The following is a 14,639-nucleotide window of genomic DNA, read 5'->3' on the forward strand; positions in this document are numbered from 1 at the left end:
AATTATTCCGCAGCTTTAATGGGAAGGGTCGCTTTGTCGGCGTTATCCTGATTTTGGGAGCTCTCAGCGGCTTCAGGCTCTGCGTTCGTGTTCGCTTTTGCTTTAGCCGTGGGTTTCCTGCGGGGTTTAGGGCTCGCCTTTGCTTTTGACGTTTTAACATCTTTCACCTCAGCTACTGTTTCAGCCTTTTTGTCAGTCTGAACAGCGGCTTCTACGTCGACCATAACGTCTGTTTCCCAAAGGATTTCCGGATGTTTGATTTTGCGAGCAGCCCGATTGAGCGCGATGTCACGCGCAGCGCGGCTCGATTGGCCCATGGAAAGCGCTTTTAAACCTGCGAAAGACTTGTAGGCTCCGATTGATATCCATACCCTCAGTGCGAGCATTGATGGCGTAAAAATCAGTGTCAGCACAGTTGCAATGCCAAGCCCAAACACAACAGCTGTTGCAAGCTGTTTCCACCAGAGCGCCGTTGGGCTGTTGATCGAATAGCCACCATTCAAAAAATCGAGCGACAGACCGAACATCATTGGCGCAAGTCCTGCCATTGTTGTGATCGTTGTCAGCAGAACAGGGCGAATACGCGCCTGTGCCGTTCGGGTAATCGCCTCAATCCGCGGCATGTACTTGCTATATTCCTGATAGGTATCGATCAGCACGATGTTGTTGTTCACGACAATCCCGGCCAGCGCAACGATGCCGGTGCCCGTCATAATGATTGAAAAGGCCTGATCCATCACCAGCATTCCGATCAGAACACCAGCCGTGGACAGAACGACCGCCAATAGAACGAGTGTGGCATTGTAAAAACTGTTAAATTGCGCCAGCAAAATAATGAACATCAGTGCCAGCGCACCTGCGAAAGCTTTCATAAGGAACGCGCCGGATTCGGCTTCTTCTTCCTGATCGCCCGTCCATTCCCAGCTCACGCCTTGTGGCAGGGGGCGTTCCGTTTCTAACCAGCTTGTCAGCAACGCGATGCGTTCGTTCGCAGTTATCGGTGCGCCTTCTTCGTTAAATAACCCATCGTCTACGGCTGCTTTAACATCAAAGTAACGGCTTTGCTCTGCCCGGTCGATCTGGCCAAGTTTTTGAACCGGCTCACGGGTGATGAAATTTGAAAGCGGGACGAGCCCGTCAGAGGTACGCAGTTTTAGAGTATCAAGTGTTGATAGCACCCGGTCCGCTTCGGGCAGGCGCACCCTGATTTCGATTTCTTCGTCCGAACTGTCGACGCGCATCGTGTCAAGCAGCAGACCGCGCGTGACGAGTTGAACCATTCCGCCGACAGTCGCAACATCGGCGCCGTAGCGTCCAGCCTTTTCGACATCCACGTTAATTTGCCAGTCGATGCCAGGCAGGGGGCGGGTGTCTTCGACGTCAGCCAATCCGATTGTGTTTTCAAAGCGGTCTGCAACAAGGCCTGCAGCAGTTTGCAGATTTTCCCAATTGTCGCTTTTCAGGCGCAGATGAACAGGTTTGCCAGAGGCCGGACCGCGGCTGAGGTTCAGGATTTCCGTCCGTATTCCGGGTATTTCAGCAAGCGATGCCTCCAGTCGCTCTAGCACCAGATCTCCGTCAAGGTTGGCGTCGTTTGCGCGGTTCTCCCATGGGATAAGTTCGATCTGGACCTGGCCGATTGAATCAAGCGGCGCTCCTGAGCCACGGTCATTGTTTGTCAGCCCACCAGCGCCAGCAAAGGCAAAGGCGGTTTCCACGCCAACGGTTTGCAGGACAACTTCTTCAACCTTCGCGACCGCTGCATCTTTTTCCACCAGAGAAAGGTTGCCGCGCTGGCGCACAAAGATGATGGCCTGCTCCGGTTCACTGTCGACGAAAAATTCAACGCCGTTGTTGTTTTCACCAAAGGTGATGAAGGTCGCGGCAACAAAGGTACCGACCGCAGCAATAGATATCAGCGGCATCACGGGGTTGCCGGCGATAAAATGAATGAACCAGCCAAAGAAGGAGCGCCGATAGCCCGCGTCGACTTTCTTTGCGCGCCGTTCGATTTTAGCTGCGCCAACCGTGATCGAGGAAAGAACTGTTCCTAAAAAGAACAGCAAAGCGCCCGGTAACAAGTTGATCACCGGTGGTAGTAGGGACGGGCCGCTAATCAGATTCACCGGGTTTAGAGTCAGCATTGCACCCAGAAAAATGAGGTAAAGAGAGGGTGGAACGAGCAAGGCCCGCGCAAGCCATGGCAACCCTTTTAACGCGTTTGAACCCCTGCCAAAGGTGCGGGACGCGCGGCCAAACACACCGCCCATCACCGGCAGATAAATCAGCGCCACCACAAGAGATGCCGAAAGCACAAAGATTAGTGTTATCGGCAGCATCCCCATGAATTGCCCCGGCACACCGGGCCAGAACAACATTGGCAGAAAGGCGCAGAGGGTCGTTGCCGTAGATGAAATGATTGGCCAGAACATCCGTTTGGCCGCCTCGACATAGGCGTGCATCGGGCCAACGCCGTCGGAAATACGCCGGTCGGCATATTCAACCACAACAATTGCGCCGTCGACCAGCATCCCAACAGCAAGGATAAGGCCGAACATCACGATGTTTGAAACCGAAACCTCCATGATCGCGAGCAAAACAAAACACAGCAGAAACGATGTCGGGATCGCAAAACCAACCAGCAGCGCGGACCTGATTCCAAGCGTTGCCAGAATCACAATCATGACAAGTGCAATTGCGGTCAGAACAGACCCTTCAAGCTGGCGCACCATGCTGTTCACGGTGCGCGACTGGTCATTTGACGCGCCAACATCAATCGCGACCTGCAATTCTGGCGGCCAACTGGCGCGTTCGGCTTCCACCTCGGCCCGGACCAAGGCTGCGGTATCGATGATGTTAAAGCCTTTGCGCTTCACCACCTGTAAAGCGACGGTTGTCTCTCCGTTAAAACGCGCGGTTCCCTGACGGTCTTCAAAGGTCAGTCGAATGTCAGCCAGATCGCCAAGCGTAACAACCCGGTCGCCATTTGTTTTGACTGGCAAGTCGTAAACATCCCGCGCCTCGTCGAATGAAGACGGAATTTTAACCGAAAACGCACCGGTCGGGGATTCAACTTCGCCCGCGGCGATCAAAAGGTTGTTGCGTGTCACAACGCCAATCAACTCATCCGCCGTGACGTTATAGGCTTCCAGCCGCAGCGGATCGATCACCACTTCAAGCATTTCGTCCCGATGACCGGCCAAACCGGCTTCAAGCACAGGTTCCAAACCTTCCAGCCGGTCCTGCAGATTGGTCGCCACGCGCAGCAAGGTGCGCTCCGGCACGTCACCGGTCAAGTTCACGATGATGATCGGGAATTCGGAAAAGTTGATTTCGGTAATGGTATAGGTTTCCGCGCCATCCGGAAAATCTGCCTCCACAGTACCCATCTTATCGCGGACATCCGCGATGATCTGACTCTTGTCCCAGCCAAATTCGAATTCAAGCGCGATCCCTGCATAATTCTCTGCAGCGGTTCCTGTCATGGATTTCAGACCATCAAGGTCAGAAAGCTCTGTTTCCATGGGTTTCAGCAGCAATTTTTCTGCGTCTTCAGCTGAAATCCCCGGAAAGGGAACCGCAATGAAAAGAGCAGGAATTTCGATGTCAGGCTCGCCTTCTTTCGGCAAGTTGGCATAGGCCAGCCCACCAGCCAGAATCGACAGGACGATAAACGCAAGAACCATTCGGGCGTGTTCAGCAGCCCAATCGACCAAACCTGTCATTGCGCAACCTCGCTGTAGGTTACTGCAATTCTGGTGCCACTTGTTACATACTCTTGCCCGGCGGTGATAACGCTTGCCGTGTCGGGAAGGCCGGCTACCCACACGCCTTCGATGGTGTCACGTAAAATTGTGACAGGGGCAAAGACTGCAACATCGCCTTCGCCAACCAGCCGCACACCAAGCCGACCATCATTATTTAGCGTCAGGGCGGATTGAGGTAGCAAATGCGCCGATGTGCCCTCTGCAGAAATAATGATTTCGGCTGTTTGGCCGTCGCGGATGTTCAATGAAACGTTGTTAACCTCAATTTCGACCCTGAAGGTGCGGGTCAACGGATCAGCAGAGCGTGAAAGAAACGTGACCTGACCCACGACTTCATCCCCGGTCGCAAGCCTTGACCCGGCCATCGCACCAAGGGACACGCGGCTGACCTCTGTTTCCGGAACAAAGCCAACCAATTTGATCGGATTTAGCTGCAATACAGTTGCGCAAAGCGCACCGGGTTGCAGCAGCGCGCCAAGTTCCGCCGTGTCTGTTTCAAGGAGCCCGGCGAAGGGGGCACGCAAACGCAGCCTTTCAATTTCTTTTTTGGCGGCCTCCACACCGGCTTCTGCAGCTTGAAGCGCGGCACGCGCGGCAGCCGCCCTTGTTTCAGAGGCAAACCCGTCTTCGGCAAGCTTGGCAGCAGCGGTGAAATTTATTTGTGCCTCGGCGCGGCGGGCCTCTGCTTCTGCAAGCGTGGCTACCCGCGTTCCGGGGTCAAGTTCACAAAGAACCTGTCCTGCCTCGACATGGGCGCCTTTTCGGAGCGGCTCAGAAAGAACAAGCGCCGACGTTTCGGCCCGGACTTCGACTTGCCTTGCCGCCTCGGTCTGGCCTCGTAAAAGTACTGCCTGATCAACAGTTTGAGCCATCGTTCTTAATGCGACAACCGAGACCAACCGTTTCGGTTCTGATGGCACTTCTTCGGCTTCGCCGGCGGGGGCTTCCGACACCGACGGATCACCGGAAGCAAAGCTAAGCAGCGATTCGCGCTCCATAATCAGCGCATAAAGAAATCCCGCCACTAAAATTGCGGTGAGAACTGAAAAGAACCGCATCTTAACCTCGTTTGGCTGCCGTCACGGCACAATGTGATTTTGCATGTAGGCGCGCATTTTCCTGGTACAATGCGTTCCAACTTAAATTCTGAACTATCCGGTTTAGAATAGTCCTTTCTGCAGCAGGGTTCAAGGTTCGCTCTTTCCTGCAGAAGCTTTGATGTCAGAGCCCTTGGCAAAGCGATGTCTTCCGGGGTATGAGGGCCGAATACGGGGTGAAGACCCGATGCGGAGGCGAACGTGAGCAATACCGAGAGCTTTATTGAAGAAGTAACCGAAGAGGTTCAGCGCGACAGATTGTTTCTGCTTATGCGGCGCTATGGTTGGATCGCGGCTTTGCTTGTTGTTCTTGTGGTTGGCGGTGCTGCCTACAATGAATGGCAAAAGGCGCGCAAAATTGCAGCCGCCGAGGCCGTGGGCAATGGTGTGCTTGCAGCGCTGGAAGCAGACGATCCAAGCGAAAGAGTTTCTGCGTTGTCAGGAATTTCAGCCGACGCAGAATCAGCTGCGGTTCTGGCGCTGCTAACGGCTGCTGAATCGCAAATCGCTGAGGATCTTCCAACCGCGCGCACAGCACTGGAATCTATTGTATCGGACGCGATATTACCGGAAGTCTACCGCGATCTTGCAACATTCAAGCTGGTACTTCTTGAGGGCACAGAATCCCCAGTGGAAAACCGGCGTGCAGCGCTTGAGAGCATTGCGACGCCTGGTGCGCCTTATCGTCTTTTGGCGGAAGAACAGCTCGCGATGATTGATGTGGAGACCGGTGAGATAGACGCGGCAATTGCCCGTCTGCAATCGCTTATGGTTGACACCGAAGCAACAGCGGGCTTGCGTCGCCGTGCGTCTCAGTTGATTGTGGCGCTAGGAGGGTCATTGGCAGCAAGCTAGCTGTTGGTGGTAAAGAGTAATAGAAGTCCGGGGTGGTTTATACCTCGGAGCACTAAGGGGACGTGAGCAGTGAAGCTGATCCAGAGCGCCGGAATTTTGGCCCTTATCCTTACGATGATCGCCTGTTCCAGGGAGCCGGTGTTAAAAGGTGAGCGGCTTGATCTGCGGACGCCTTTAACACGTTCCGATGAAGCGGCCACCGGCGAGACCGAGGACGGGGTCACTCCAGCAGTGAACGCGCTGGGAACCGATGGAAACATTGCGCTTCCGATCACGCTGCCGGCCGCTGTAAATCATTCAGAATGGACCCACCGGAATGGCACTGCAACGCACAGGATTATCCATCCTGCGCTTGGACAGGAGCTTTCCCGCGTCTGGTCTTCAAACATTGGTGCGGGTGATAGTCGCAGATTCAGAATCACGGCTGATCCGGTTGCGTCTGCCGGTCGTCTTTTCACCATGGATTCGCAATCGGGCGTAAGGGCACATACAACCGATGGCGCCTTGCTGTGGAGCAGGGATTTGACTCCAGGATCCGACCGGACAAGTGACGCATCAGGTGGCGGGCTTGCGGTTTCAGGCGATATCGTTTTCGCAACAACGGGCTTTGGAACGCTGAACGCGCTTGATGCAGCCAGCGGGCAGATGCGCTGGACGCAGCGCCTGAATGCACCGGCAACGGGTGCACCTACCGTTCTGGGCGATCTTGTCTATGTTGTTTCCAGAGATGGCCGCGCCTGGGCGGTTAACATCGCCGATGGGCGTGTGCGCTGGGAATTGCCGGGCGTGCCAACTCAATCTGTTATGGTTGGAGGTGCAGGCCCCGCTGTGAATGACAAAGTCGCAGTATTTCCTTTTGGGTCTGGTGACTTGGTTGCCGGTTTCCCGCAGGCCGGTGTGCGGCTTTGGGGCGCGCGCGTCGCGGGGCAGCGCCGTGGGCGTGTTTACGCGACTGTCAACGATGTAAGCGGTGACCCGGTCATTGACGGCGATGTTGTTTACACGGGTAACTCATCTGGCAGTGTGATTGCGCTGAACGCTCGCAGCGGCGAGCGGATATGGACCGCAACAGAAGGAACCTACAGCCCGGTGTGGCCTTCAGGCGGGTCGGTCTTTCTTGTCTCTGATCAGGCAGAGCTTATTCGCCTCGACGCAGAAACAGGTGCCCGAATCTGGGCTGTTGAACTGCCGTATTACACAACAAGGCGCGAACGCCGCCGCAAAGGTGTTTATGCACATTACGGGCCAATTCTTGCCGGAAACCGTTTGATCGTCGCCTCAGGCGATGGACAAATCCGGTCCTATAATCCGGTCGACGGAAGCCTGTTATCCTCGGTTGGGTTGCCAGGGGGCGCTACGACGAACCCCATCGTTGTGAACGGTACGCTTTATGTTGTTTCCTCTTCAGGAACACTCCACGCTTTCCGCTGACGAAAGAATGGTGTATCGGGGCGACTTGGACCGCCTCGGAGAGCCGAAATGAGTTTTACACTTGCCATTGTAGGGCGCCCCAATGTGGGCAAATCTACGCTTTTCAACCGACTTGTCGGCAAGCGCCTTGCGTTGGTTGATGACCAGCCGGGTGTCACACGTGATTTGCGAGAAGGCGATGCACGCCTCGGCGATTTGCGGTTTACTGTTATCGACACGGCCGGGTTGGAAGAGGCGACAGACGAATCCCTTCAGGGTCGGATGCGCAGGCTCACCGAGCGCGCTGTTGAAATGGCGGACGTATGCCTGTTCATGATCGACGCGCGGGCAGGGGTGTTGGCAGCTGATCAGGTTTTTGCTGAAATTTTACGCAAAAAGAATGCGCATGTCATCGTTGCTGCGAACAAGGCCGAAGGCAAGGCTGGCGAGGCCGGTGTGCTAGAAGCTTATGCGCTTGGTCTGGGCGAACCCCTTGCCATATCGTCCGAGCACGGTGAAGGTTTCGAGGATCTCTATACCACCCTGCTACCGCTTTCAGATGAGTTCGCGGAACGTGAAAAAGACCTCACTCCTGAAACCGACGTAGATGTTTCTGAGGACGATGACGAAGCAGAGGGTAAGTCGCGTGATTTTTCAAAGGGAAAACCTTTGCAAATTGCTGTTGTCGGGCGTCCAAACGCGGGCAAATCGACGCTGATAAATCAATTACTGGGCGAAGAACGCCTTCTGACCGGACCCGAAGCCGGGATCACACGCGATGCGATTTCATTACGTTTTAAATGGGGTGATACGCCAGTCAGGATGTTTGACACGGCGGGAATGCGCAAAAAAGCAAAAATTCAGGACAAACTTGAAAAACTGTCAGTATCGGATGGTCTTCGCGCGGTAAAATTTGCCGAAGTTGTCGTGGTGCTGCTGGATGCAGAGATTCCCTTTGAACAGCAGGACTTACGGATCGCAGATCTCGCGGAACGCGAGGGGCGTGCTGTTGTTGTGGCCGTGAACAAATGGGATATCGAAGAAAACAAGCAGGAAAAACTACGTGATCTGAAAGAAGCTTTCACACGTTTGTTGCCGCAGCTTCGGGGCGCGCCGCTTATCACGGTATCAGCCAAGACTGGCCGGGGATTGGAGCGATTGCGCGAGGCAGTGCTGGAAGCGCATGAAACCTGGAACCGCCGTGTTACCACAGCTCAGCTAAATCGCTGGCTGTCGGGAATGCTGGAGGCTCACCCGCCGCCCGCACCTGGCGGAAAGCGGATCAAGCTTCGTTACATGACACAAGCAAAAACACGTCCGCCAGGATTTGTCGTGATGTGTAGCCACCCCGAGAAGATGCCGGAAAGCTATTCACGCTATCTTGTCAATGGGTTGCGTGAAAGCTTTAATATGCCTGGCACGCCGATCAGGCTTTACGTACGCAGCCAGTCTGAAGCTAATCCGTATAAAAACAAGAAAAAGACAAAGCCGTCTCGTCTTAGAAAGCACCTCAATAAAAAGCCGCACGGTGAATGATCAATCCGCCTATGCGAATGAGAAGCGCCTTTAGGCGCTTCTTTTCATTTAGCGGGCTAAGCTACGTTGTCCTAACAACGCTTTCACGCCAAGTACTATCATAACCACACACCCGAGCAATGCGGCAATGGTTATGCCGGTGTCGCGAGACCAGTTTGTGACCGCGATCGCAACAAGAGCCCAAACCACCCCCGCCGCGTATTCCGGCGCGCGAGCCAGACTTGTTTGTATCGCTGCCGCAAAAATAACACCTGCCGACAGGCAGATCCACGCCCAGCCAGTCATGTCAGTCAAGAAACCATACCCGGCTCCAAGAAGCGCGATTGATACAAAGCTCGCGGCAGAAAGCCAGCCCGCATAAAGCGCAACTGGCCCTTCAAGCCACCAACGATCCTTCGTTGGGGTGCGAAACAGCGCAATCAGCGCAGTGATAAGCATTATCCAGATAAGGATTGTCGCCCAAAGCGGCGAAACACGCGCAACGGACAACCAGCTAGCACCTATTGCAAGGCTCAGGATCAGTGGCGTGCGCGTGTTATCCCACTCTGCATCAGTTCTTCGCCCGATAATACCATAGGTCGCCATCGCCAGAAGCCACGTGTAGATAAAACCCCAGATGGAGAACGCATATCCTGCAGGCTGTATTGGCGGATTGATTTGCGGAATCGGATAGCGGTTCGGATCAAATCCACCAAACCCGGGTATCAGAAAAAGTGGCGCAGCTATAAAAGCAAGCGCGGCAAAGAGCGTGAGAGAGGCTTTCAACGTTGTCATACGTTGGATACGCTAGAAAGCTGCTCTTGGATCACTTTCAGACCAATATTCCCTCTGCCGAAATTTTTGTTTTTCCACCGAGATACCTGTTTAGCGCGTCTGGCAGCGAAACAGAGCCATCTTCCTGTTGGAAGTTTTCCAAAACCGCAATCAGGCAACGCCCGACCGCTAGGCCAGAGCCGTTGAGCGTATGAACAAACTCAGGTTTTCCACCATCCGCCGGTTTGAACCGCGCATTCATACGCCGTGCCTGATAGGCATCAGCGACCGAACAGGAACTGATCTCGCGGTACATGTTCTGTCCCGGAAGCCATGCCTCGATATCATGGGTTTTGCGCATACCGGCACCAAGATCGCCGGTGCAAAGAACAACAGTCCGGTAAGGGATGCCCAGTTTTTCAAGAATACCCTCGGCGCACCGAGTCATGCGCGCGTGTTCTTCCTGTGATTTATCCGGATGGGTGATAGACACCATTTCGACTTTTTCAAACTGATGCTGACGCAACATGCCTGCGGTATCACGCCCGGCGCTGCCCGCTTCTGAGCGGAAGCACTGTGTATGGGCAACATAGCGGCGGGGCAGGTAGCTTTCGTCCACAACCAGACTATTCACGATGTTTGTCAGTGTCACCTCTGCCGTTGGAATCAGCCACCAGCCATTGGTGGTCTGGTAACTGTCTTCGCCGAATTTTGGCAGTTGGCCTGTGCCGTACATCATTTCTTCGCGCACAAGGATCGGGGTCCAGGTTTCTGTCAACCCGTTTTCATCGATATGTGTGTCGAGCATGAATTGCGCCAGAGCACGGTGCAGACGGGCAATTGCCCCAGACATCACAACGAAACGCGATCCTGACAATTTGGCCGCAGTCTCAAAGTCGAGCCCGTCCTGTGCCGCCGAAATTTCGTAATGCTCTTTCGGTTTGAAAGAAAACTCACGCGGCGTACCCCAGCGCCTGATTTCGACGTTGTCGTCTTCATCAGCCCCGTCGGGGATATCATCCATTGGAATGTTCGGCAGCGCCATAAGCAGGTCTGTCAGGCGTTTGTCTTCGGTCTTTGCCATATCCGTCAGATTGGCAATTTCAGCCTTCTTTTCAGAAACCAGAGCACGCAGGCGCTCAAATTCTGCATCGTCACCACGTGCCTTCGCAGCACCCACCTCTTTTGCAGCAGCGTTGCTTTCTGCCTTGGCTTCTTCGGCAGCCTGAATTTTGGCGCGGCGCGCTTCATCAATCGCCAGAACCTCGGCTGAGACACCGGACAAACCACGACGCGCCATAGCTGCGTCAAAGGCTGCGGGATTTTCGCGGATCGCGCGGATGTCGTGCATTTGTCCGTTCCTTGGATTGATCATTGTCATTCAACCCCCATATGCACCAAGCATACGGGGTTTTGAACCGCGAAAATGCATTTCGAAATGCATGTTCGTCGCCTTGCCAAGCAATTGGGCCACATATAGGGTGCCCGCTATTCAAATTGCGGGCCAAAGCCCGGTCACAGAACGAAAGAGAACCTATGGAAGCCATTGGCCAGTTTATTCCGCTCATTTTGATCTTTGCGATCATGTATTTCCTGTTGATCCGCCCACAGCAGAAAAAGGCAAAAGCCCATCAGGAAATGGTGATGGCATTGCGTCGGGGCGATCAGGTGATCACGCAGGGCGGTTTGATCGGAAAAGTGTCTAAGGTCAAAGAAGACAACGAGATCGAAGTGGAAATTGCTGACGGCGTGAAAGTGCGTGTTGTGCAGGCCACGATCGCGCAGGTTATCAGCAAAACCGAACCTGCGTCTTAATCCTTTATTCGGGCAGAAAACATGCTTCAAATCCCTCTTTGGAAGCGGGTCACGATCTGGGCGTTTTGTGCGCTTGGGCTGCTGATGGCGATGCCAAACGCATTTTACACAAAGGTCGAAACCCACAATGATGCCCTTCAGGCCATTGAGCTGTCGGGGGAAACGCCGGAATTACTGGCAGATCAGGCAAGTTGGCCTGATTGGTTGCCTTCGTCGCTTATCAATCTGGGGCTCGATCTGCGGGGGGGTGCACATTTGCTGGCCGAAGTGCATGTTTCCGATGTTTACGAAGCGCGTCTTCAAGGAATGTGGTCTGAAGTGCGCGATGCGTTGCGCCCGGAACGTACAACCGTTGGCACAATCCGCCTTCAGGACAGCGCCGCCGACGAACTTCGTGTGCGTATCTCGCAGCCAGAGGGTATGGCGCGCGCGCTGGAGATCGTTCGCGGTCTTGCGCGCCCTGTCACAACATTGGCGGGTGTCGGTGCCAGTGATATTGAGGTGCGCGCTGAAAACGATGTGATCGTCGTGAACCTTTCAGATGCCGAAAAGGTTGCGACAGATGAACGTACAGTTCAGCAATCGCTTGAGATTATCCGCCGTCGTGTGGATGAGGTTGGCACCCGCGAGCCAACAATTCAGCGTCAGGGGACAGAACGAATTCTGATTCAGGTTCCCGGCGTTGGCTCGGCAGCTGAACTGAAGGATATTATCGGCACACCGGCAAAGCTGGAATTCAAACCGGTTGTTGGGCGTACGCAGGATAGCAACGCCAACCCCGGTGTTGGAAATGAGCTACTGCCTTCGATTGACGAAGAAGGCGTGTTTTACATTCTTGAACGCGCTGCTGTCGTGTCAGGTGAAGAACTCGTCGATGCACAGCCCAGTTTTGACCAGAATGGGCGCCCTGCTGTCAATTTCCGCTTTAATCCGACGGGTGCACGAAAATTCGGAACTTATACTGCTGAAAATATTGGTTCTCCCTTTGCTATCGTGCTTGATGAAGAGGTTATTTCAGCACCTGTTATTCAGTCCCATATTCCGGGCGGATCAGGCATAATCACCGGGCGTTTTTCGGTTGAAGAGACGACCAACCTTGCCGTGCTGCTGCGCGCAGGTGCATTGCCAGCGAAAATGACCTTTCTTGAAGAGCGCACCATTGGCCCGGAACTTGGACAAGACAGCATTGATGCGGGCAAGCTGGCCTGTATCGTGGCGTTTGCTGCCGTGTTGATCTTTATGGCGCTAAGTTATGGACTTTTCGGTCTTTTCGCCAACATCGCACTGATCATCAACGTTGGTTTGATTTTTGGATTGCTAAGCATGATTGGTGCGACGCTGACCTTGCCAGGTATCGCAGGTATTGTTCTGACAATCGGCATGGCAGTAGATGCCAATGTGCTGATTTTTGAGCGGATCCGTGAGGAGCTTAAAACCGCAAAAGGACCAGCCCGTGCGATCGAGCTTGGGTATGAAAAGGCGCTCAGCGCCATTCTGGATGCCAACATCACCACGTTTATCACGGCCGTCATCCTGTTTGTCATGGGCTCAGGCCCTGTACGGGGTTTTTCCATTACGCTGGGGCTGGGAATTATCACATCTGTCTTTACTGCGATTTTTGTAACCCGTGTGATGATCATCATGTGGTTTGAACGCCGCAAACCCAACACAATCGAGGTCTGAGAGATGCGTCTTAAACTGGTACCGTCCGAGACGAACTGGGATTTCTTCAAGCGCTGGAAGCTGTGGCTTGGTGTTTCGGGAGTGATGATGGTTGTGGCCTTTGTTTCCTTCATGTTGCAGGGCCTGAACTACGGCATCGATTTTCGCGGTGGCACAACCATTCGAACGGAAAGCGCACAGGCTTTGGATGTCGCCGCCTATCGTTCGGCGCTCGAGCCGCTGAACCTTGGTGATGTTTCAATTACCGAAGTTTTTGACCCGACGTTTGGGCCAAAGCAGAATGTTTCGATGATCCGTATTCAGGCGCAGGACGATCAGGAAAGCGTGACCGTAGACCTGTTAGAGAGCGTGAGTGGAGCTTTGTTGCAGATTGATCCGGATATGAAGTTTCCATCTGTCGAATCCGTTGGGCCAAAGGTGTCAGGCGAGTTGATCCAGACCGCCGCCCTTGCCGTCGCTTTGGCGATCGGGGCGGTGCTGATCTATATCTGGCTGCGGTTTGAATGGCAGTTCGCGCTTGGGGCAGTCGCGGCCTTGATCCACGACGTTATCCTGACGATTGGAGTCTTTTCTGAGGTTCAGATAAAATTTGACCTTGCGATCATCGCGGCGCTTTTGACAATTGTTGGGTATTCGCTGAACGATACTGTTGTTGTGTTTGACCGGGTTCGTGAAAACTTGCGCAAATACAAGAAGAAGGACCTGAAAGAGGTTCTGAACCTTTCAATCAACGAAACGCTGTCGCGAACCATGATGACATCTGTCACGACCTTGCTTGCGCTGGTATCGCTCTACATTCTGGGCGGAGATGTTATCCGCGGATTTGTTTTCGCGATGATCTGGGGCGTGATCGTTGGGACGTATTCCTCAATCTTCGTTGCATCCGCCTTCTTGCTGTATCTCGGTGTGAAACGTGACTGGACCAAGCAAGATGCTAACGCAGGTACCCAGTTTTCCGGCATAGACGCCTGATATGGAGGCGCTGAGCGCCGTTTTTACCATTGACGGTATTTGGCTGCTGGTGATTGGCGCTTCTATCGCAGGTTTGGTGCGGGGCTTTTCAGGCTTTGGAACCGCAATGGTTTACCTGCCGTTAGCAGGGCAGGTCATACCGCCCTTTGAGGCGCTGACCACGATGGTCATTATGGATATGTTCGGCCCAATACCCATTGTGCCGCGCGCATTGCGTGATGGTCATCCGCGCGATGTCCTGCGGCTGGGAATGGGTATGGTTGTTACGCTGCCCCTTGGTGTTTTGCTGTTATCCGTGATCGCTGCAGAAGTCTTTCGATATGGCGTTTCATTTGTGTCGCTTGCACTGCTAGGTCTTCTTGTTGCAGGTGTGAGGTATAATAAACCTTTAAAAAACCACATGATGTTTGCCGCAGGCGGACTTGCCGGATTTCTTGGTGGCAGTGTTGGCCTGGCCGGGCCCCCGGTGATCATGCTTTACATGGCGAGCCCACATCCAGCCGAAGTCATTCGCGCAAATACGCTGCTGTTCCTCATCCTTGCAGATATCTCTATGATTGTCGTATTCCAGATCGGTGGTCATCTTGTGGTTTCGGCAATCTTTACGGGTATCATTTTGGTCGTTCCGTACCTGTTGGCCAATCTCGCTGGGGCTGCTATTTTCAAACCGGGCCGGGAACGGGTTTACCGTACTGTTGCCTATCTGATTATCGCGGTTTCCGCCCTGTCTGGGCTACCGTTGTTTGACTAA

11 protein-coding genes are annotated in these 14,639 nt (G+C 53.9%); 7 read left to right on the top strand and 4 right to left on the bottom strand.

Annotated features, from left to right (window positions below):
• Positions 1-2 precede the first annotated feature (2 nt).
• Both MWU63_RS14790 and MWU63_RS14795 read right to left on the bottom strand, forming a co-directional pair.
• Positions 3-3,725 carry an efflux RND transporter permease subunit gene (locus MWU63_RS14790; protein ID WP_247078532.1) on the bottom strand — a complete coding sequence of 1,241 codons (3,723 nt, stop codon included), beginning with the start codon at positions 3,723-3,725 and terminating at the stop codon, positions 3-5.
• The gene (locus MWU63_RS14795; RefSeq protein ID WP_247078534.1) at positions 3,722-4,825 is read right to left on the bottom strand and encodes an efflux RND transporter periplasmic adaptor subunit; all 1,104 of its coding nucleotides are present in this window, start codon (positions 4,823-4,825) and stop codon (positions 3,722-3,724) included. Before MWU63_RS14795 ends, MWU63_RS14790 begins: the two co-directional genes overlap by 4 nt.
• A 240-nt stretch (positions 4,826-5,065) precedes the next feature.
• On the opposite strand from MWU63_RS14795, the gene MWU63_RS14800 reads away from it, so the two are divergent.
• The 3 genes from MWU63_RS14800 (at position 5,066) to der (ending at position 8,665) form a co-directional block, all read left to right on the top strand.
• Complete coding sequence (locus tag MWU63_RS14800; RefSeq protein ID WP_213890772.1) at positions 5,066-5,719, top strand: tetratricopeptide repeat protein; 654 nt, start codon at positions 5,066-5,068, stop codon at positions 5,717-5,719.
• Positions 5,720-5,788: 69 nt separating this feature from the next.
• Positions 5,789-7,150 carry a PQQ-like beta-propeller repeat protein gene (locus tag MWU63_RS14805; protein WP_247078536.1) on the top strand — a complete coding sequence of 454 codons (1,362 nt, stop codon included), beginning with the start codon at positions 5,789-5,791 and terminating at the stop codon, positions 7,148-7,150.
• A gap of 48 nt (positions 7,151-7,198) precedes the next feature.
• Positions 7,199-8,665: a ribosome biogenesis GTPase Der gene (der, locus tag MWU63_RS14810; protein ID WP_213890773.1), complete on the top strand. Its 1,467-nt coding sequence runs from the start codon at positions 7,199-7,201 to the stop codon at positions 8,663-8,665.
• A gap of 48 nt (positions 8,666-8,713) precedes the next feature.
• On the opposite strand, the gene MWU63_RS14815 is transcribed toward der, so the two are convergent.
• Both MWU63_RS14815 and serS read right to left on the bottom strand, forming a co-directional pair.
• Positions 8,714-9,439, bottom strand: a complete 726-nt coding sequence (locus tag MWU63_RS14815; RefSeq protein WP_213890774.1) for a hypothetical protein — start codon at positions 9,437-9,439, stop codon at positions 8,714-8,716.
• Between the two features lie 37 nt (positions 9,440-9,476).
• Positions 9,477-10,769, bottom strand: a complete 1,293-nt coding sequence (gene serS, locus MWU63_RS14820) for a serine--tRNA ligase (protein WP_213890837.1) — start codon at positions 10,767-10,769, stop codon at positions 9,477-9,479.
• 185 nt (positions 10,770-10,954) lie between these two features.
• On the opposite strand from serS, the gene yajC reads away from it, so the two are divergent.
• Genes yajC through MWU63_RS14840 form a run of 4 tightly spaced genes read left to right on the top strand, consistent with a single transcriptional unit; the run spans position 10,955 to position 14,639 of the window.
• Positions 10,955-11,233, top strand: a complete 279-nt coding sequence (yajC, locus tag MWU63_RS14825) for a preprotein translocase subunit YajC (RefSeq protein WP_213890775.1) — start codon at positions 10,955-10,957, stop codon at positions 11,231-11,233.
• A gap of 21 nt (positions 11,234-11,254) precedes the next feature.
• Positions 11,255-12,916: a protein translocase subunit SecD gene (secD, locus tag MWU63_RS14830; RefSeq protein WP_213890776.1), complete on the top strand. Its 1,662-nt coding sequence runs from the start codon at positions 11,255-11,257 to the stop codon at positions 12,914-12,916.
• A 3-nt stretch (positions 12,917-12,919) separates the two neighbouring features.
• The gene (secF, locus tag MWU63_RS14835) at positions 12,920-13,888 is read left to right on the top strand and encodes a protein translocase subunit SecF (RefSeq protein ID WP_213890777.1); all 969 of its coding nucleotides are present in this window, start codon (positions 12,920-12,922) and stop codon (positions 13,886-13,888) included.
• 1 nt (position 13,889) lies between these two features.
• Positions 13,890-14,639 (top strand): sulfite exporter TauE/SafE family protein, encoded by a 750-nt coding sequence (locus MWU63_RS14840; RefSeq protein WP_247078538.1) that lies wholly within the window; start codon positions 13,890-13,892, stop codon positions 14,637-14,639.

Origin of the sequence: Pseudohalocynthiibacter sp. F2068, assembly GCF_023015645.1 — a bacterium.
GTDB classification, from domain to species: domain Bacteria; phylum Pseudomonadota; class Alphaproteobacteria; order Rhodobacterales; family Rhodobacteraceae; genus Pseudohalocynthiibacter; species Pseudohalocynthiibacter aestuariivivens.

Bases quoted from the DNA above. Each gene is read 5' to 3' on its own strand.
- secF (WP_213890777.1), top strand. From the start codon at position 12,920: ATGCGTCTTAAACTGGTACCGTCCGAGACGAACTGGGATTTCTTCAAG.
- MWU63_RS14795 (WP_247078534.1), bottom strand. From the start codon at position 4,825: ATGCGGTTCTTTTCAGTTCTCACCGCAATTTTAGTGGCGGGATTTCTT.
- MWU63_RS14815 (WP_213890774.1), bottom strand. From the start codon at position 9,439: ATGACAACGTTGAAAGCCTCTCTCACGCTCTTTGCCGCGCTTGCTTTT.
- yajC (WP_213890775.1), top strand. From the start codon at position 10,955: ATGGAAGCCATTGGCCAGTTTATTCCGCTCATTTTGATCTTTGCGATC.
- serS (WP_213890837.1), bottom strand. From the start codon at position 10,769: ATGCACGACATCCGCGCGATCCGCGAAAATCCCGCAGCCTTTGACGCA.
- secD (WP_213890776.1), top strand. From the start codon at position 11,255: ATGCTTCAAATCCCTCTTTGGAAGCGGGTCACGATCTGGGCGTTTTGT.
- MWU63_RS14840 (WP_247078538.1), top strand. From the start codon at position 13,890: ATGGAGGCGCTGAGCGCCGTTTTTACCATTGACGGTATTTGGCTGCTG.
- der (WP_213890773.1), top strand. From the start codon at position 7,199: ATGAGTTTTACACTTGCCATTGTAGGGCGCCCCAATGTGGGCAAATCT.
- MWU63_RS14790 (WP_247078532.1), bottom strand. From the start codon at position 3,725: ATGACAGGTTTGGTCGATTGGGCTGCTGAACACGCCCGAATGGTTCTT.